At 71.0% G+C, this 17,365-nt stretch carries 18 protein-coding genes; 9 read left to right on the plus strand and 9 right to left on the minus strand.

Annotated features, from left to right (window positions below):
- Positions 1 to 113 precede the first annotated feature (113 nt).
- Positions 114 to 767, minus strand: a complete 654-nt coding sequence (locus tag ACZ6S0_RS05440) for an alkaline phosphatase family protein (RefSeq protein ID WP_465913524.1) — start codon at positions 765 to 767, stop codon at positions 114 to 116.
- Here ACZ6S0_RS05440 and ACZ6S0_RS05445 point away from each other — a divergent pair.
- Entirely contained in the window at positions 659 to 1,873 is a 1,215-nt protein-coding gene (locus ACZ6S0_RS05445) for a cytochrome P450 (protein WP_465913527.1), read from the plus strand. The genes ACZ6S0_RS05440 and ACZ6S0_RS05445 overlap by 109 nt on opposite strands.
- Here the strand turns inward: ACZ6S0_RS05445 and ACZ6S0_RS05450 are convergent.
- Positions 1,857 to 2,039, minus strand: coding sequence for a hypothetical protein (locus tag ACZ6S0_RS05450; protein WP_465913529.1), 183 nt, complete (start codon positions 2,037 to 2,039; stop codon positions 1,857 to 1,859). The two genes, ACZ6S0_RS05445 and ACZ6S0_RS05450, sit on opposite strands and share 17 nt — an antisense overlap.
- A gap of 304 nt (positions 2,040 to 2,343) precedes the next feature.
- Between ACZ6S0_RS05450 and ACZ6S0_RS05455 the strand changes: the two genes are divergently transcribed.
- Complete coding sequence (locus ACZ6S0_RS05455) at positions 2,344 to 3,084, plus strand: carbonic anhydrase (protein WP_465913531.1); 741 nt, start codon at positions 2,344 to 2,346, stop codon at positions 3,082 to 3,084.
- Between the two features lie 212 nt (positions 3,085 to 3,296).
- Here the strand turns inward: ACZ6S0_RS05455 and ACZ6S0_RS05460 are convergent, their stop codons facing one another.
- Both ACZ6S0_RS05460 and ACZ6S0_RS05465 read right to left on the minus strand, forming a co-directional pair.
- A complete protein-coding gene (locus tag ACZ6S0_RS05460; RefSeq protein WP_465913533.1) occupies positions 3,297 to 3,824 on the minus strand; it encodes a hypothetical protein in 528 nt (175 codons plus the stop codon).
- A gap of 242 nt (positions 3,825 to 4,066) precedes the next feature.
- Entirely contained in the window at positions 4,067 to 4,429 is a 363-nt protein-coding gene (locus ACZ6S0_RS05465; protein ID WP_465913535.1) for a hypothetical protein, read from the minus strand.
- Between the two features lie 306 nt (positions 4,430 to 4,735).
- Between ACZ6S0_RS05465 and ACZ6S0_RS05470 the strand changes: the two genes are divergently transcribed.
- Positions 4,736 to 4,876, plus strand: a complete 141-nt coding sequence (locus ACZ6S0_RS05470; RefSeq protein ID WP_465913537.1) for a hypothetical protein — start codon at positions 4,736 to 4,738, stop codon at positions 4,874 to 4,876.
- 467 nt (positions 4,877 to 5,343) lie between these two features.
- Here the strand turns inward: ACZ6S0_RS05470 and ACZ6S0_RS05475 are convergent, their stop codons facing one another.
- Complete coding sequence (locus ACZ6S0_RS05475; RefSeq protein WP_465913538.1) at positions 5,344 to 6,282, minus strand: NAD(P)-dependent oxidoreductase; 939 nt, start codon at positions 6,280 to 6,282, stop codon at positions 5,344 to 5,346.
- A 75-nt stretch (positions 6,283 to 6,357) separates the two neighbouring features.
- On the opposite strand from ACZ6S0_RS05475, the gene ACZ6S0_RS05480 reads away from it, so the two are divergent.
- Both ACZ6S0_RS05480 and ACZ6S0_RS05485 read left to right on the plus strand, forming a co-directional pair.
- Positions 6,358 to 6,753 carry a MerR family transcriptional regulator gene (locus ACZ6S0_RS05480; RefSeq protein ID WP_465913540.1) on the plus strand — a complete coding sequence of 132 codons (396 nt, stop codon included), beginning with the start codon at positions 6,358 to 6,360 and terminating at the stop codon, positions 6,751 to 6,753.
- Between the two features lie 130 nt (positions 6,754 to 6,883).
- Positions 6,884 to 7,762, plus strand: a complete 879-nt coding sequence (locus ACZ6S0_RS05485; RefSeq protein WP_465913542.1) for an aminoglycoside phosphotransferase family protein — start codon at positions 6,884 to 6,886, stop codon at positions 7,760 to 7,762.
- A gap of 116 nt (positions 7,763 to 7,878) precedes the next feature.
- Here ACZ6S0_RS05485 and ACZ6S0_RS05490 read toward each other — a convergent pair whose 3' ends face one another.
- Complete coding sequence (locus ACZ6S0_RS05490; RefSeq protein WP_465913544.1) at positions 7,879 to 8,439, minus strand: dihydrofolate reductase family protein; 561 nt, start codon at positions 8,437 to 8,439, stop codon at positions 7,879 to 7,881.
- A 135-nt stretch (positions 8,440 to 8,574) separates the two neighbouring features.
- Here ACZ6S0_RS05490 and ACZ6S0_RS05495 point away from each other — a divergent pair, with 135 nt between their 5' ends.
- Both ACZ6S0_RS05495 and ACZ6S0_RS05500 read left to right on the plus strand, forming a co-directional pair.
- Complete coding sequence (locus ACZ6S0_RS05495) at positions 8,575 to 9,078, plus strand: SigE family RNA polymerase sigma factor (protein ID WP_465913546.1); 504 nt, start codon at positions 8,575 to 8,577, stop codon at positions 9,076 to 9,078.
- On the plus strand, positions 9,075 to 10,271 hold the full coding sequence (locus ACZ6S0_RS05500; protein WP_465913548.1) for a TolB-like translocation protein: 1,197 nt from the start codon (positions 9,075 to 9,077) through the stop codon (positions 10,269 to 10,271). The genes ACZ6S0_RS05495 and ACZ6S0_RS05500 overlap by 4 nt, the downstream gene beginning before the upstream one ends.
- Positions 10,272 to 10,588: 317 nt before the next feature.
- On the opposite strand, the gene ACZ6S0_RS05505 is transcribed toward ACZ6S0_RS05500, so the two are convergent.
- Complete coding sequence (locus ACZ6S0_RS05505; protein ID WP_465913550.1) at positions 10,589 to 11,332, minus strand: TetR/AcrR family transcriptional regulator; 744 nt, start codon at positions 11,330 to 11,332, stop codon at positions 10,589 to 10,591.
- Between the two features lie 163 nt (positions 11,333 to 11,495).
- On the opposite strand from ACZ6S0_RS05505, the gene ACZ6S0_RS05510 reads away from it, so the two are divergent.
- Both ACZ6S0_RS05510 and ACZ6S0_RS05515 read left to right on the plus strand, forming a co-directional pair.
- Positions 11,496 to 12,986: an MFS transporter gene (locus tag ACZ6S0_RS05510; RefSeq protein ID WP_465913552.1), complete on the plus strand. Its 1,491-nt coding sequence runs from the start codon at positions 11,496 to 11,498 to the stop codon at positions 12,984 to 12,986.
- Between the two features lie 34 nt (positions 12,987 to 13,020).
- Positions 13,021 to 14,463 carry a serine hydrolase domain-containing protein gene (locus ACZ6S0_RS05515; protein WP_465913554.1) on the plus strand — a complete coding sequence of 481 codons (1,443 nt, stop codon included), beginning with the start codon at positions 13,021 to 13,023 and terminating at the stop codon, positions 14,461 to 14,463.
- 79 nt (positions 14,464 to 14,542) lie between these two features.
- Here the strand turns inward: ACZ6S0_RS05515 and ACZ6S0_RS05520 are convergent, their stop codons facing one another.
- Positions 14,543 to 15,760 (minus strand): cytochrome P450, encoded by a 1,218-nt coding sequence (locus tag ACZ6S0_RS05520; RefSeq protein ID WP_465913556.1) that lies wholly within the window; start codon positions 15,758 to 15,760, stop codon positions 14,543 to 14,545.
- Between the two features lie 71 nt (positions 15,761 to 15,831).
- Positions 15,832 to 17,250, minus strand: a complete 1,419-nt coding sequence (locus tag ACZ6S0_RS05525; RefSeq protein WP_465913558.1) for an MFS transporter — start codon at positions 17,248 to 17,250, stop codon at positions 15,832 to 15,834.
- Positions 17,251 to 17,365: the final 115 nt, after the last annotated feature.

Here is a 17,365-nt window from a genome sequence, read left to right on the forward strand (position 1 = left end):
GCGCCCGGCTCCGCGGAAGCGGGAGTGACCTGCGGCGTGAAGCATTGATCACGAGCCGGGACTGTACTACGTCAGACTGACCCTCGAACCGGCTACCGCGCCTCCCACCGGCGTCAGTCGCCGTGGCGGGGCGGGACGACGGGCCGGCGCCCCGGGGCCTGGGCCGGGGGGACCTGCGGGCCGGTCGGGGGGACCGGCGCAGGCAGGTGCGCCACCTCGTACTGGGCCAGCGCCAGGTTCCCGGCCGTGCTGGGCATCGTGGGCGGGCCCGCCGGTTTGCCGCGGAAGCGGAAGGCCGAGGTGAGGTCGCCGAAGGTCTCCCTCCGCCAGGCGCTGATGGTGGAGCACTCCACGCCCGTCACCCGTTCCAGGAACCGCAGGTTCGAGGTGTGCTCGAACGGCTCGCTGCACACCCAGCCTCCGGCCGTCCACGGCGAGACGATGACGCAGCCGACACGGAAGCCCGCGCCGACGGGAAGCCCGCCGCCGTCGACGCCGCCCGGGGAGGTGGCGGTCACGAACTCGCCGGGCGTGCCCGCCGGCGGGGTCGGCGGCAGTTCCCCTGGTCGGGCTGCGTCCGGCTGTTGACCGAGGGCCCGCGATTTCGTACGTTGCGCGTGGGCCGTCTCCCGGGCGCCCCCGACCGGAAGGGGTTGCGATGACCTCCGAACTGGCCGCGAACGGGACGTGTCCGGAGATCGTGCCCGGGCCACTTGCCGCCCCGCCTCCGGAGTTCGCCCGCAGACACGAGTCGGCGCCGCTCGCACCGGCGACCATGCCCAGCGGCGACCGCGTCCCACTGGTCGTCAGGTACGAGGACGTCCGCGCCGTGCTGGGCTCGCCCACCTCCAGCCGTAACCTGCGCCTGCCGGGGTTGCCGCGGCTGGTGAGCGGCGTCGGCATCGACGACGACCCGGACGCGCTGGTCAACCAGGATCCGCCGGAGCACACGCGCTACCGCCGGATCATGCACGGCACCTTCACCCCGCGCCGGACAGAGCCGTGGCGCCCCCGCGTCGCGGAGATCGCCCGAGACCTCCTCAACGGGCTCGGCGACGATTTCGACCTGGTCCAGGGATACGCGCTGCGCCTGCCCAGCCACGTCATCTGCGAGATGCTCGGCGTGCCGACAGACGACTACGGCCGCTTCGTCCGCTGGGCGGACATGTTCCTGAGCACGTCCACGGCGACCGCGGAGGCCCGCTACCAGGGCCAGGCCGAGTTCCTGGCCTATGCCGCCGAGCTGGTCGCCCAGCACCGCGCGAAGCCGGGCGAGGACCTGATCGACCTGCTGATCCAGGCCAGGGACGAGCAGGACCGGCTGTCCGAGGGCGAACTGGTCCAAACCGTGTTCGCGCTCATCACGGCCGGTTTCGAGACGACGGCCTCGATGATCGCTCGCGGTGTCTTCCGGCTGCTCCTGCATCCCGCCCAGTGGGCCGAACTGGCCGCGGACCCGGACCTGGCGCCCACGGCGATCGAGGAGATCCTGCGCTTCGACGGACCACCCGCCAGCGCCTTCATGCGCCGGATGACCAAGGACACCGACCTGCCCAGCGGCTCGCTGCCCACCGGGACGGTCGTCATGCCGAACCTGAACGCGGCCAACCACGACCCGCGGGCGTTCCCCGACCCCGGCCGTTTCGACATCCACCGGTTCGCCGACCAGCCGCCCAACCCGCATCTGGCCTTCGGCTACGGCGCACACCGGTGCCTGGCGGCCAGCCTCGCCAGGGTCGAGCTCACCGAGGCGATCAGAGCACTGGCGATCCAACGGCCCACCCTTCGGCTGGCTGTCTCACCCGAAGCGGTGACCTGGACCGACGGCCTGGTCTACCGGCCCGCGGCCATGCCCGTCACCACGGGCGCATGACCAGGCCCGCACGGAGCGGGGCGATCGTCCACCCCGCTGCCGGCGTGGGCTTCGACCAATCGGCCTGCGCCGATACCAGCGCGTCGAGTTCGTCCCCTTCAGTCACCAGGTCGGGCAGAGCAAGCTCGCGCTCCACGCCGGACACGTCGAGGCCGTAGTCCAACATCGGTGTCACCTTCACCCATGGACGACAACGGGCTTCCCCGTTCGGACGGGAGAAGCTCATTTGGCGTGGTCACGCTACCCGAGGTTGACCTCGGCGAGCCCGACACATCACACAGGAACGTGATCAACCGGGACGCCCCGGAAGGTCCGGTTGCCAGATGTCGCCTGTAGTGGGGAAACCACTTGGCCGAACACATAGCGTTGCATTAATCTTACGCAAGGTTGCCGGGCGAGCTTGCGGATCGGCCCTACCAGCCCTTTGGCGGCTCGTATGCCGTCAGCGCGACCCTTGGAGACGGCAGGTCATGAGCATTCGAGCTGATGGTCCGGGGCGGCGAACGCTGCTCACCGGGACCGCGTCCCTGGCAGCGGCCTGCTTGGCCGGCTGCTCGTCGGCCGGAGCGGTCAAGGAGACGCACAGGTCGGGGTCCGCGGGGCCGTCTCCCGGCACGCCGAAGGCTGCTTACGACCGGCTGATGGCGGGCAATGGACGCTGGGTGACCAACGCGCTCCGGCACCCGGATCGCGATCCCACCCGCCGGCAGTTGCTGGCCACCAGCCAGCAGCCCTATGGGGCGGTGCTGTCATGCATCGACTCCCGGGTGCCGCCAGAGCTCGTCTTCGACACCGGCCTGGGCGATCTGTACGTCATGCGCAGCGGCGGGGCCGCTGTGGGGCCCGTGATCACCGGCTCCATCGAGTACGGGCCGATGACCAGCGGAACCCCGTTGATCGTCGTCCTCGGTCACCAGCGGTGCGGCGCGGTTTCCGCCGTGTACCAGGCCCTGCGGGAAGGCGAGCCGCTGCCGGGCAACCTCCAGGCGATTACGGAGGCTCTGCGTCCGGCGTACGAACAGGCCGTACGGGAGAGTCACGTCGACCCCGCGGAGGCGATGGCCAAAGCCCAGGTGAAGCTGACCGCGGACGCCCTGCGCGGCAATCGGGACCTCGCGCCGCTGGTGACCAAGGGAGCCCTGGCCGTGGTCAGCGCGTACTACTCCCTGGACACGGGCGAGGTCGAGATCCTGAACGGCGCACCCGCCTGAGCCGACGTCGGCGGTGATCACGTTCATGCGGGCAGGGCGGCCGGGTCCGATCCGCGCGCCGATCGTCAGGGCGTCACCCGGATCCTCGGGGTGCGACTCCAGCGGAGCAGGCGCAACGCCTGGGCGGCCCGGATCGCCGTCCTCGGCGCGGGCAAGATCGTCGGATCCTGATCGGTCGGTTGCGGAAACGAAGTCGTCCGGGCTGGACGCGGCTACTTTCGGTACGCCGTCGCCCCGTTCTCGATCGCCCGAAACAGCCGGTCCATTTCGAGGGCGGGCGAAATGGCATCCTCCCAAGAGACGATCTCATCCTCTTCGCGAGCGGACGCGGCCCTTTCCGGAGTGGATGTTTCGGCGTCTCCCGACGCCGGGGCGTCCGCTTCCTGTGGCGTGCCGGTGCTCTCCGTCACCGGATCCTTCGCCTTCCCGGGAGAGACCACGATGACCTTCTGGGTTATGTTGCAGACCGGGGTGCGCTTGCAGAGGGCGTTCTGGATGCTGGTCGACCCGCCCGGGGTGCTGGTCGACGTGTGCTGGAAGCCATTGTTGTTCGTGGGGCTTTCCACGGAGACGGTCTTGCTGTTGACGGCGCCGTTCTGAGCACCGCCGGACTCCCCGTCAGGCTCGGGATCGGCGACGGGGCCCCTCGCCGTCAGCCCTGGTTGCACTCTCGACGTGGCCGCCTCCGCCGAGAGCGGTGGGACGCAACCGATGGATACCGCCGAAGCGGATGCGAGCACCAGAAAGGGAACGGCAAGGCTCTTGGAGCCGAGCCTGCCGCCATGATGCCGACAAGTCATCCTTTGTCACTCTCTACTCATCGGAGGAGCATCAATGACGGGGACACCCCTCGATCGGTACGGAGTCACTTGTCAACATAATGGCCATCGACTCGCTCATCGCGATCTCGGCACTCCGGGATCGAATTATTGCCGAACCATTGCCGCGAGAGGCGCGATGCGGGCAATTCGGGCCACAAGCATCAGTAGCCCATCCACTGCGAGATCCTGCAGGTCCAGGCTTTTCTCTTGCAGAAGCCGGACTGGGTTCTGGTCTTATCGGAAATGGAGACCGATATATCCTGGGCGCCATTCATGATGGTGGGGCTCTTCACCGCCACATAGTTCTTGTTGTGCTTTCCGTCTCCCCAGATGAGAGGGCCGCCGTCGTCGGAGACCGCGATCGTCCGGGAGTCCTGCCGGATCGCCGCCAGCGCATGCGAATCCGCCGGCGACAGCACAATGACCTCCACGATCACGGTCGCGAGCGTGACCAGCGTCAGCCGCCGAACGCCGGTGCCCGAACCGACGTGTCCGACAGTGGGAAGAATCAATTTGCGACCCATCTTTCTCCTCTGCCGGCCGGCAGGACCGGCTCCCGCTGTTCGAACCTGGGCGACGGTGGATCTGTACCCGCGAAGCGACGCCGATCCCATTCCCCTTGATCCCGGCGCAGATTATTACTTCCCGTTTGTCGCAAAGTGACAAACGGCGCGGACCGGTGTCATGTGCGGCCGATCGCGTACGGCTGGGTAGGAGTAGGGCGTTGACCTCGGCAGACATGACATGAAAGGGCGGGAGGCGCGGCAGCGGTGGCCCGCTGTCTGGACAGAGACCGCATCGCACTGGTGGCGCCGCCGGCCGTCGCGGCAGTGCTTCTGCCGCCTCGCGACAGCCTGTCGAACACGAGCGTCGCCCTGATCCTGGTCGTGATCATGGTGGCGGTCGCCGCCGCCGGGAACCGCCTGGCCGGTGCTCTGTCGGCGATTTCGGCCGCCGTCCCAGATCCATGACACCGCCACGCCGGCTCAGACCGCCAGGTCGCCCGACACGGTGGTCGATCACGTGACGGTCCAGCTCACCAGGTTGCTGAACCTGCGCGGCTGCCGCTTCGAGTACGGAAACCTGACCGGCCATCCACTCCGCCTCGAACAGGACGGCACCGTGGTCTGGTGCCGCAAACGACCCCGCAGGCCCGCCTGGTCGCGGTCACCCTCGCCGACCAGGTGGGCACCGCGCTCGACACCACCGCCGACGGCTCATAGGCGCCACCCGCGGGTGCTGACGAGTCACCTCGGGCGAGCGGTGAGGACGACGACGCCGCGCGCGACGGCCAGGACGGTCAGCGCGACGGCGAAGACGGTGGCGGCGCCGGTCACGCCGGGACGGTCGCGAGGGGCCCAGCGGGAGCATGAACGAGGTCGCGGTGATGCCCGGCGCGAACACGGTGACCCCTGGGCGTGCCGATCGACCGGGCCGATCAGCCGTCGTGTGCGGTGTCCGCGGGTGCTTCGTCCGTGTGGTCGCGGCTGAGGAACTCGGCGAGGCGGGTGGCGGAGTCGCCTCCGTGGCCGGCCGACACCGCGGCGTCGACGGCGTTCTTGGCGGCCAGGGTGACAGCCGGGGAGATCCCGGCCTCCTCCAACGCGTGCACGATGTGGTCCAGGCTCGCGGTCACCGAGGTCAGCGAGGCCGACTCCGCCCCGGAGAAGCGCCCGGCGTCGGTGTCGGCCGCGAGTTCGGGCAGCAGGTTGGCGACCAGTTCCGCCATCTGCTGGGCGTGTGGCGCCAGCGCGGTGGCGGGCACGTTCTGCCGAGCCGCGAGCGCGAAGGAGTGCATCAGACCGGCGATCGAGGTCCAGAACAGGTTCAGCAAGGCGACGTCGAAGCTCGCCGCCCTCCCTGGGTCGTCCCCGAGATGGACCGCCGCGCCGCCCAGCGCCGCCAGCGTGTGGCGGTGGCGCTCGAAGAGGGCGACGGGCCCGCTGTAGAGAACGCGGGTCGCGTCCGTGCCGATGGCCGCCGCCGGAGTCATGATCGAGCCGTCGAGGTAGGGCAGGCCCAGCTCGTCCGCCCTGGCGGCCAGCTCGCGCGTGCGTCCCGGCCCTTCGGAGGTGAGATTCACCAGCGTGGTGGCGGGCAGCCGGGACCGGCCCGACTCCGCCAGCGCCTGGTCGAGGATGGCGTCCACCGCGTTCGCGTCGACGACGCAGACGATGACCACCTCGGCGGCGTCGAGCGCGGCCGACGGACTGTGGGCACGGACTGCGCCACGGGCGAGAAGATCGTCGGCTTTGCCGGCGGTCCGGTTCCACACCGTGGTCGGGTGACCGGCGACGAGGAACGCCGCGGCGATGGCACGTCCCATGGGCCCCAGCCCCAGCACGGTCACCGGCGCGGGCGAGAGCTGCTTGGTCACTGTCGTGTTCTCCCGTCGTTCGGGGGACGCCGGGGTTCCCGGCGCGTGTCCGTTACGCTAAAGGTTCACGTTGACGTGAAGGTCAAGCCTGGGAGGCGGCGACAGGTGCGGATCGGCGCTCTGGCACGGCGCGCAGGGGTGAGCCCTCGCGCGCTGCGCTATTACGAGGAGAAGGGGCTGCTGACTCCCGGGCGGACGTCCGGCGGATACCGCGTCTACGCCGAAGAGCACGTCGAAACGGTGCGGCGCATCCGGATCCTGCTCGCGGCGGGTCTCAACACCGACATGGTCAGTGAGATGCTGCCCTGCATGGTCGACGACGGAGAGTTCCTCGCGCCCGGATGCGAGGATCTCATCGCCGAGTTCGAACGGGAACGGCGGCGCATCGACACCCAGATCGCCGAACTGCACGACGTGCGATCGGCGCTGTCGGGGATCATCAGCGCCGGCAGGGCCTTCGCGGACAGGTAACCGGCCCAGGCTTCGACACCACCGCCTGCCTCGACGCCCGGTCGCGCCCCAAGCCTCCGCGGCAGCCCTCTCGCCGGTCGCTCCCCTTCGGCCTCCACCGCGCCCGGGGCGCGGTCGTAGGGTGATCGCTGTGACAGTTCACCGAATGCCCGCCGCGGAGGTCTCGGTCTCCGTGGAGCTGGTACGGCGTCTGCTGGACGAGCAGCACCCCGACCTGGCGGGCCTGCCGGTCGAGGTGCTGGCCAACGGCTGGGACAACCTTGTGTGCCGGCTCGGCGAGGAGTTCCTCGTCCGGTTGCCGCGGCGGGCCATGGCCGCGGAGTTGGTCGCGCATGAGCAGCGGTGGCTGCCGGAGTTGGCCGATCGGCTGCCGTTGCCCGTGCCCGTGCCGGTGCGTGTCGGGCGGCCGACGGCTCAGTACCCGTGGTCCTGGAGTGTTGTGCCGTTTCTGCCGGGCCGGATCGCGGCGCGATCGGAGCCCGACGACCTCTGGTCGGCCGCAGCGGCACTCGGCGCCTTCCTGGACGCGCTGCACGTCCCGGCTCCCTCGGCGGCGCCCGTCAACCCGTATCGCGGGATTCCGCTGGTGGGACGGGCCGAGGGTGTGCTGAAGGGGCTGGCGCTCGTCGACCCGGCCGACCGCGCCACCGCGCTACGGGTCTGGGAGACGGCTGCCGCCGCGCCCGCCTGGGACGGGCCGCCGGTGTGGCTGCACGGCGACCTGCACCCGGCCAACATCCTGGTCGACCGCGGCCGGATCAGCGCCGTGATCGACTTCGGTGACGTCACCTCCGGCGATCCCGCCGCCGACCTTTCCGTGGCGTGGATGTCGTTCACGGCGGAGCAGCGTGCCGCCCTTCGACAGGCGTACGGCCGGGCGGACGACGCGACCTGGGAGCGGGCCCGCGGGTGGGCACTCGCCCTGTCGCTGGTCTTCCTGACGCACTCGGCGGACAACCCGCTGATGCGCCGCATCGGTGAGCGGACCTTCCGCGCGGTGCTGGCGTAGCGACGCCGTCAGCGGGCCGGCGGCAACGTCGTCATCCGCGCCCACCGGCCGCTCCCTTCCTCGTCACACCGGTCACTCTCCCGAACGGTACGGCCTGCCGCCGCCCCGCGCCGCGGTCAGCCACCGACGCGGTACCGCAGGTAGACCATCCCGCCGCCGAAGCGGTGCTCCTCGAGCAGGTCCAGTTCGAGCCGGACGCCGTCCTGGAAGAGCCGGTTGCCGCCGCCCACCACGGCGGGTACGACGAACACGTGGCACTCGTCCACGAGACCGGCGTTCATCGCGTGGACGGCGAGGTGGGGCCCGCTGACGGAGATGGCGCGGTCCGCCGTCGCCTTCAGCTCCCTGATCGCGTCGGGCCGGAAGTGCCGTTCGAGGCGTGTCCTGGCGGTGGACACCTCCGGCAGCGTCCGGGAGAACACCACCTTGTCCGCGGCCCGCCACAGCAGGGCGAAGTCGCGGATGACGGCGGACTGCCCCGGGCCGGTCTCCATGGTCTCCCAGCCGGCCATGGTCTCGTACATCCCGCGCCCGTAGAGGTAGGTTCCGATCGGACGCTCCAGGTCGTTGATGAAGGCGTGCACCTCCTCGTCGGGCCTGGCCCAGTCGAAGCGCCCCTTGTCGTCGGCGATGTAGCCGTCGAGCGACGCGATCGCGGCGTAGATCAGCTCGGCCATCCCGGTCCTCCCTCTGTTCGGAGTCGGCTGTCGACCCACACCGGTTGAGACGACGTACTGCGCGGAAACTCATCGCATGCAACGCTTTTCGCGCCTCGTTCCTCTGGGACGTGAAGGAACGACGAAGGGCGAGGAGTGTTGGAACCTGATCCGGATTTCGCGGAGTTCGTCGCCGAACGCGGTGACGCGCTACTGCGCTACGGCTACGTGCTGGCCGGCAATCCGCACGACGCGGCCGACCTGGTGCAGGAGGCGTTGCTGAAGTTACGCGCGGCCTGGCCCCGGCTGCGGCGGAAGGAGAACGCCGAGAGTTACGTGCGCACCACGATGGCCAGGTTGCACATCGCCGCCTGGCGGCTGCGCAGGCGTGAGCGGCTCGTCTGGGACCTGCCGGAACTCGAACACCACGACCAGGTGCCCGACGGCGACGAACAGCGCATGTGGCAGGCGGTGGCCGGCCTGCCGCGCAAGCAGCGCGCCGTACTGGTGCTGCGGTACTACGAGCAACTCGCCGACGCGGAGATCGCCGCCGTGCTCGGGATCTCCAGCGGCACCGTACGCAGCCAGGCCGCCCGCGCGCTGGACAAACTCCGCACCACCATCGCGACCGAGCCGATGCCGAGGGGGACCCTACGATGAACGAGGTCGAGGAGACGCTGCGCAGGACGTTCGGCCAGGCGGCGGACCAGGCGCCCCGCCTGCCCGCCCTGCTCCCGGAACGGCTCGAACGAGTCCACCGGCGCAGGAGGCGGCGGACCAGGGCGGCGCTGGCCGCAGCGGCGGTCGTGCTGATCGCAGGCGGGACGGTCGCGGTGGTACGCGGCGGCGACACCACCACCGCCGTGCCCGCCGCGCAGCCGTTCTCCGCCAAGCCGGCCGCGCCCGTGGAGGAGGTCTGGCCGCAGGCCGTGGCGAAGATCCCGGCGAAGGGACCCGGCGACCGGCCGTGGCGTGTGGCCGCGCTGATCGACGACCGCACGGTGATGATGGTCACTTCGAGGGCGGACACCACCGGCGCGGCGGCCGCCGTGTACGCCTACGACCTGGACAAGGGCGTCCCTCGCGAGATCGCCGCCATGCCGGGGCCCGAGAGCGAGCACGGCCTCGCCAACGGCTTCGCCGTGGGGAACGGACACGTGGCCTGGTGGACCGGGACGGAGGAGCGCGTCGCCAAGCTGTGGTCCGTGCCCGTGAGCGGCGGAGAGCCGAAGCTGGTCGGCAGCCAGAGCATCGAGGAGGGCGACGGCAGCGGGATCGACGAACTGGCCATTGCGGGTGACCGGATCGTGTTCTCGCTCTACACCGGCGGAGTCTTCACCATCCCCCTCGCGGGCGGCACGGTGACACCGGTCGAGAACGGCGCCGGGATGCACCTGCTCGCCTGGCCGTGGATCGGCGCCCCTGGCCGGGGCGGTGAGCCGCGCGGCACCACGTACGGGCGGATCCGGAACGTGGAGACCGGCGAGACCCGGACCTCCGTCACCCAGCCCGGCGAGAACGTCAGACTCTGCGGCGTGACCATCTGCCTCGGTACGACCGCACAGGGCGAGAGCTTCTTCCGGCACCGGGACGGCTCCGGGTACAAGGCCGTTGCCGGTCAGGTGGCCACGACGAGTCCGCCGACCCAGGACCGCTTCTACCCCTCGTCGTACGGGGACGGCCTGCCCGCCGGCGTGGGACTCTACGACCTGGAGACCGGCGCGTCCGGCGACCTGGGCATCCGTGCGGAGGGTCAGCCCATCCCGATGCCCACCACGGATCCGACCGGGCGGCTCCTCAGCTACCCGCTCGGGGACCAGCTCTATCTGATCGACCTGGCCCGCATCCGGTGACCGGTACCTGCGCCAAATAGCCGGCGCTCGGCGGGCCGTTCCGCGGGACAGGATGGTACGAAACCTCAACATGTGGAGCGGTGCTGTGAGCCGAAGGCGCAGGACGTGGCGGTAGTCGTCGTTGGGCTGGCCGGTGTCGCGGTGGCCTTCCCGTCGGTCGCCGCCACGACCTGCCCCGGCTGTTACGGAGGCGCTGCCTCGGACGCTCGACGACTGGCTGCGTGCGGCGAAAGCCGACAGGGCATGTATGCCAAGGCCGCATGCCAAGCGAGCCGGTGGCTCCAGGCGAACGGCGGCTCCACGGCCCCAAGCCCGGCTCAGCGGGCGGCGGCCTTAGGGCTGAGCCTGGTCTCCAGGCCGTCCAGGATGCGCTCGACCCCGTAGGCGAAGGTCTCCTCGCGGATCCGCGCCGGCTCCTTGCCGAGTTGTTCGGTGTATCCGTGGCGCACCAGCGGGTGGTCTCGCGCGGCCTGTTCGGCGGCCGGTCGCAGGCTCTCCAGCCAGCCCTGCTCGCTCTGGCCGCTCCTGGCGAGCATCGACAGGTAGGCCGCCTCGCTGGTGGTCATCCCGATGACGTAGGCGATGAGGGCCTTCATGGCCTGGTCGGCCTCGCCGGGGGCGAAGCCCGCCGCCTGGAACAGGGTGAGCAGGCGCTCCGACTGGCGCATCAGGTTCGGCCCGAGATAGGCGAGGCCGACCTGGCCGAGCACGGAGACGATCCAGGGATGCCGCAGGACCATTGAGCGCAGACTCCCGGCGGCGTCGGTGACGGTCGCCCGCCAGTGCGCCGGGTCGCCGGCGTCGGGCACCCGCATCTCGCCGTAGATCTCGTCCACGACCAGTTCGATCAGCTCGTCCTTGTTGGCCACGTGCCGGTAGAGGGAGGTGGCTCCGGCGCCGAGCCGGGTGCCGAGGCTGCGCATGCTCAGGGCCTCGATGCCCTCGGTGTCCAGGAGCTGGATGGCCTCGGACACGATCCGGTCCCGGCTCAGCGCGGGCTGCTCCCGCTTCGTGCGCGGGCGGGCCCACACCGAGGGAATGGGCTGCTTGTCGGCTGGCATGCGGGTTCCTCCGTCACTTCGCGCTCATCGTCGCGTACGCCGTGCGCATCAAGCGTACGGCATGTGCAGGCGCTTGGCCGACCGGCTTGCGCACGCTGAGCCGACATGCGTACAGTGTTCGCATCGAGCGCACGTCATGCGCACTCTGTGAAGGGGACGTCCGATGGAAGTGACACAGCGTCATCCGCGACGGTGGCTGATCCTGGTCGTGTTGTGCCTGAGCACGTTGGTGCTGGTCATCGACAACATGGTGCTCACCGTGGCGATCCCGCCGCTGGCCGCCGACCTCGGCGCCGACGCCCAGGAGGTCCAGTGGATCCTGGACTCCTACATCCTGGTCTTCGCCGGGCTGCTGCTGACCGCGGGCAGCCTGTCCGACCGGTTCGGCCGCAGGAAAGTCATGATCATCGGGTTGGCGCTGTTCGGCGTCGCCTCGCTGGCCGCCACCTACGCCACCAGCCCGGAACTGCTCATCGCCGCCCGCGCGGCGATGGGGGTCGGCGGCGCGCTGATCATGCCGAGCACCCTGTCCATCCTCATCACCGTCTTCGACGCGGAGGAGCGGCGCAAGGCCATGGCAGCCTGGAGCGCGGTCGCCATGCTCGGCCTGATCGGCGGCCCCGTCCTGGGCGGTGTGCTGATCGCCTGGTTCTGGTGGGGCGCAGTCTTCCTGATCAACGTGCCCATCGCCGTCCTGGCCATCATCGCCGCACTCATCCTGATGCCCGAGTCCACGGGCCCGCAGACCAGGCCCGACCCGCTGGGCGCGGTGCTGTCGGCGGTCGGCATGATCGCGCTGGTCTGGACGATCATCGAGCTGCCGCACGGCCTGTCCGTGCCCGCGCTGGCCGTGGCCGTCCTCGCCCTCGCCGCCTTCGTGGTCTGGGAACTGCGCACGGCGTATCCGATGGTCCCGCTCAGCCTGTTCCGCGACCGCACGTTCAGCGGTGCCAGTTTCTCCCTCACCCTGGTCCAGATCGGCAACGGCGGCCTGCTGCTGGTGCTCACCCAGTACCTGCAGTACGTGCTCGGCTACACCCCCACCCAGGCCGGCCTCGCCTTCATTCCCATGGCCCTGGCCTCACTGCTCTGCAACGGCCTCGGCGCCACCCTCGGCGCGAAGATCGGCAACCGCCCGATGATCGCGACCGGGCTGGTCGTGATGGCCGCCGGGTTCGGCCTGCTGGCCACCCTGTCCACCGGCTCCGGGCTCGTCATGACCGCGGTCGCGCTGTTCGTCCTCGGTGCCGGGGGCGGGCTGGCGATGCCCGCGGCCATCGCGGCCCTGATGGGCACCGTCCCGTCCGAGCACGCCGGCGTCGGCTCCGCGCTGAACGACACCATCCAGCAGGCGGGCGCCGCGCTCGGCGTGGCCGTGCTGGGCAGCATCCTGTCCAGCGGCTACACCGGCGCCATCCCCGCCACGGCGCCCGATGCGGCCAGGCGGTCCATCGGCGACGCGCTCGCTCTCGGCGACCCCGCCATCGCCAGGACCGCCCGCGACGCCTTCACCACCGCCATGTCCGACGCCTTCGTCATCAGCGCGGCCGGCGTCCTGGCGGCAGCCGTACTGGCTCTGCTGGTCATCCGCGACCGCAGGCCCGACGACACCGCCCGGACTTCGAGCGAGCCCGTCCTGGCCGCGAACCACTGACCGTACGTTCCCTACCTCTCAAGGAGACAACCACATGTCCGACAATCTCACCTGGGAAGCCGACGGCACCTGGACGGCCACGGGCGCATGGGGAGCGGACAGCTCCCACGGCCCGCGCTTCGAGCTCGCCCGCTGGCAGGCGCGGCTGGACGAACTGCGCGCCGCCCACCACGTGCCAGGCGCGTCGCTGGCCGTGCTGGTCGGCGGGCGGGTGTACGAGCTGGCCAGCGGCGTCCTGCACCGGGGCACCGGGGTCGAGGTGACCACCGGCTCGATCTTCCACTCGGGGTCGGTGGCCAAGATCTACACCGCCACGCTGGTGATGCGGCTGGTCGACGAGGGCAGACTGGACCTGGACGCGCCGGTCGTCGATGTGCTGCCGGAGTTCGCCACCCCGGACCCCGAGGCCACCAGGACCATCACCATCCGGCAGTTGCTGTCGCACACCGGCGGGGTGACCAACGACTTCAACCACGACTCGGGCCGCGGCGACGACTGCCTGGCCAAGTACGTCGAGGCCGCCAGGAACGTGGCGCTGGACTGCCCGCCGGGCACCGCGATCTCCTACGGCGGCCTCGGCTACATCGTGCTCGGCCGCGTCATCGAGGTGGTCACTGGCACCACCTGGGACCAGGCGTTGAAGGACCTGCTGTTCACCCCGCTCGGTCTCGAGCGGTCGATGACGCTGCCGGAGGAGGCCCTGCGCTTCCCCGTGGCCATGAGCCACCTGGGCGAGGCGGGCGCCGACCCCGACCCCGCCCCGGTCTGGGACATGATGCCCCGCTCGTCCGGCCCGGCCGGTCGGGTCCTGGTGTCCGCCGGGGACATGGTCCGCTTCGCCCGGATGCACCTCGAGGGCGGCATGGGGGTGCTGTCGCCGCAGGCGGTGGCGGAGATGCGGCGGCGCGAGGTGGACGTGCCGGACAAGTGGACGGTCAGCGCCGACGGCTGGGGCCTGGGCTGGACCCTGTACGACTGGAACGGCATCGCCGGCTACGGCCACGACGGCGCCGCCGTCGGTCAGTACGCCTACCTGCGCGTCGTGCCGCACGCGGGGGTGGCCGTGGCCCTGATGACCAACGGCGGCAGCGCCCGCCTGCTGTACGCCGACCTGTTCCGCGACCTCCTCGCCCAGCTCGCCGGCGTCACCATGCCCGCCCCCTTCGGCCCGCCCGCCCAGCCTCCGGCCGTGGACGTCACGCCGCTGCTGGGCACGTACCGGCGGGAGGGCGTCGTCATCACCGTCACCCGCGACGACCAGGGGAACGCGCACATGCGCTACGAGTTCGTCGACGGCATGAAGGACCTCTCCCCGCCCCTGGACATGGACCTGGAGCCGGTCACCGAGACGGTCTTCGCCGCCTCCGGCGCCGGCCCCTCCTTCAGCGAGGACTACATGCCCGTCGTCTTCTCCACCCTGTCCAACGGCGCCGCCTGCGTGTACGTCGGCATGCGCGCCACCCCCAAGTCCACCTGACCCGGGTGGTGAAGGGGACGCGGTCGAGCAGTGCGGCCGGTCCGGTCCCGGACCGCTCGTCCGCGTCCTCCTTCGCGTGCTACCAGGTGACGGGCAGGTCGCGGACGCCGTAGAAGACCGCGTCGGGTTTGAACGCCAGGTCCTGCGGCGCGACGGCCAGAGCCAGCGTGGGAACGCGCCGGAACAGGGTGCCGAAGACGACCTGGAGTTCCACCCGGGCCAGCGGCTGGCCCAGACACTGGTGGGCGCCGTAGCCGAAGGCGACGTGGTGGCGGGCGTTTCGGCGGACGTCGAGCACGTCGGGGTCGGGGAAGGCGGCGGGGTCGCGGTTGGCGGTGCTCTTGACCGCGATGATGCCCTCGCCCCGGCGGATGAGCTGCCCGCCGACGACGAGATCCTCGGCTGCGACGCGGCGGGCTTCGGTGTGGGTGATGGACAGGTAGCGCAGGAGTTCCTCGACCGCGCCCGCCACCAGCGCGGGATCGGCGCCGTCGCGGATCGCGCCTAGCTGTCCCGGATTCGTCAGCAGCGCGATCGTGCCCAGAGCGATCATGTTCGCGGTGGTGTCGTGCCCGGCCACCAGCAGGAGCTGGCCCATCGTGGCGATCTCGCGCCGGGTCATCGCGCCGGTGCGGTACTGCTCGACGGTCATCCTGCTGAACACGTCATCGCCCGGCTCGGCGTTCTTCTCCTCCACCAGGTTCTCCAGGTAGGCGTTCAGCTCCTGGCTGGCAGCCATGGCGTCGGCGGGATCACTCTCGTCCATGACCAGCTCACCGGCCACCCGCTGGAAGAAGGCGCGGTCGGCGTACGGCACGCCCAGCAGCTCACAGATCACCAGCGAGGGAACCGGCAGCGCGAACGCCTCGACCAGGTCGGCCGGGTTCGGCCCGGCGAGCAGGTCATCGATGAGGCCGTCGACGATCCGCTGAATCGTGGGCCGCAGCGCCTCCATCTTCTTGACCGTGAAATCCGGCGTCAGCCGGCGCCGGTGGGTGATGTGCTCCGGCGCGTCCATCTGCATCAGTGTCTTCATCTGCGCATCGCGAGCCTTGCTCACCGCGTTGGTGTGCGGGAAGCCCGGCCGCGCGACGTCGACGCTGACGCGCGGATCGGCGAGCAGCGTGCGGACGTCGGCATGGCGGGTGACCAGCCACGCGGTGCTGCCGTCCCAGAGCCGCACGCGTGACACCGGCGCCTGCTCGGCGCGGCGGCTCAGCTCCGGCGGCGGGTCGAGGGGACATCCCGCCGCACGGGCCATCGGGAACATCGGTGTCTGTGTCAGGGAATCGCTCATGGCATCTCCTTCGAATCGCACCCGGTCATGTCGAACTCGGGCAGGGAGCAGGGCAGGGGATGGGGTGACGGTTACGAACCGCGCTGGGCGGCCGGCGCCGACTGGCTCGTACGAGCCGCCGCACGGGCGGTGACGGCGCCGGCCGCGCAGATGATCGCGAACCCGAACAGCATGGAGCGGGCCGCGTCCAGCATCGAGGCGCCGCCCAGGTTGACCAGGGCACCGGCGACCGCCGTACCGAACGCGATCGACAGGCTCGTCACCGTGGCGATCGCGGCGGCCGCCCGCCCGCCCTCCTCCGGGTCCTGAGTGCTGGACATCACCGCCACCGCCAGGTGCGGATAGGCCAGCCCGATGCCGGCGCCGGCGACGAACATCACCGGCACCCACACCAGGACCAGCCAGGCCGGCGCGTCCGGCCGCTGCAGCAGCCCCTGGACGAGGAAGCCGAGCGCCAGCAGCAACGGGCCGAGAACGCGCAACCGGCCGATCGTGCGCTCTGCGACCGCCGAGGAGCTGACGAGCTGGGTCGCCGACCAGCCCAGCGAGATGGCCGCGCCGAAGAACCCGGCCACCGCCGGGGCCAGCCCGCCCAGCCTCTGTCCGAACAGCGGCAGGAACGACTCCACCGCGACGCCGAACGCCAGCAGCGCCAGCGTCAGGTACAGCCACTTCAGCGGCGAACCCGGCGTGTAGGTGGAACGCGGAAAGACCCGCGGCTCACCACGCCGCTCATGCGCGACGAAGGCGGCCACCAGCAGCAGCGCCACCACGACGCCGGACGCCATGGCCGCGGCGCCGGACAGCACCCCGGCCACGCTGACCGCGGCGGTGGCCGCCGTGACCAGCAGCAGAGACACCACCGGGACCGGTGCCCGCGATCCGCCGCGCTCGCCGCGCGGCAGCACCCGGGGCACGAGGAAGCCGCACACCGCCGCGATCACCGCCATCGTCACGAACGCCAGTCGCCATCCGCCGAACTGGGCGAACAGCCCGCCGAGCGCGGGGCCGACGAAGTTGCCGACGCCGTACATCGCCGACATCAGCGCGTTGCCGCGCGTCCACAACCGCCGCGGCAGGGCCGATCGGACGGCGGCGAAGCCCAGCCCGGACAGCAACCCCGCGCCCAGCCCCTGGACGCCGCGGCCGGCCAGCAGCGCCGGCATCGCCGGGCTCACCGCGCAGGCCAGCGAGCCCGCCAGGAACACGCCGAAGCCGAGCAGGTAGGCGCCGACACCGCCCCACCGCGCCAGGAGGCGGCTGACCAGCATCGTCGCGATCACCATCGCGACGAGGTAGACCGTCATGTTCCACGCGTAGAAGCCGGCGCCGCCGATCTCGGCCACCGCGGTCGGCAGCAGGCTCGAGGCCAGATAGATGTTGACCGCACCGACGAGCACCCCGACGGCCGGCACGATCGCCGCGCCGGCGTGCTCCGGGCTCAGCAGTTCCCGCCACGAGGCCGCGGCGGGAACCTCGGCGGCGCTCACGCGGCCACCCCCGTCGGCTCGCCTGGCACGGCGCGCCTCGCGGAGCCGGATGCGCCCACCGGGGCCGGAGAGCCGTCCGGCACCCCGATCGGCCGGGAACGCGGCCGCGGGCCGC

It is taken from the genome of Nonomuraea sp. NPDC051298 (assembly GCF_055586305.1).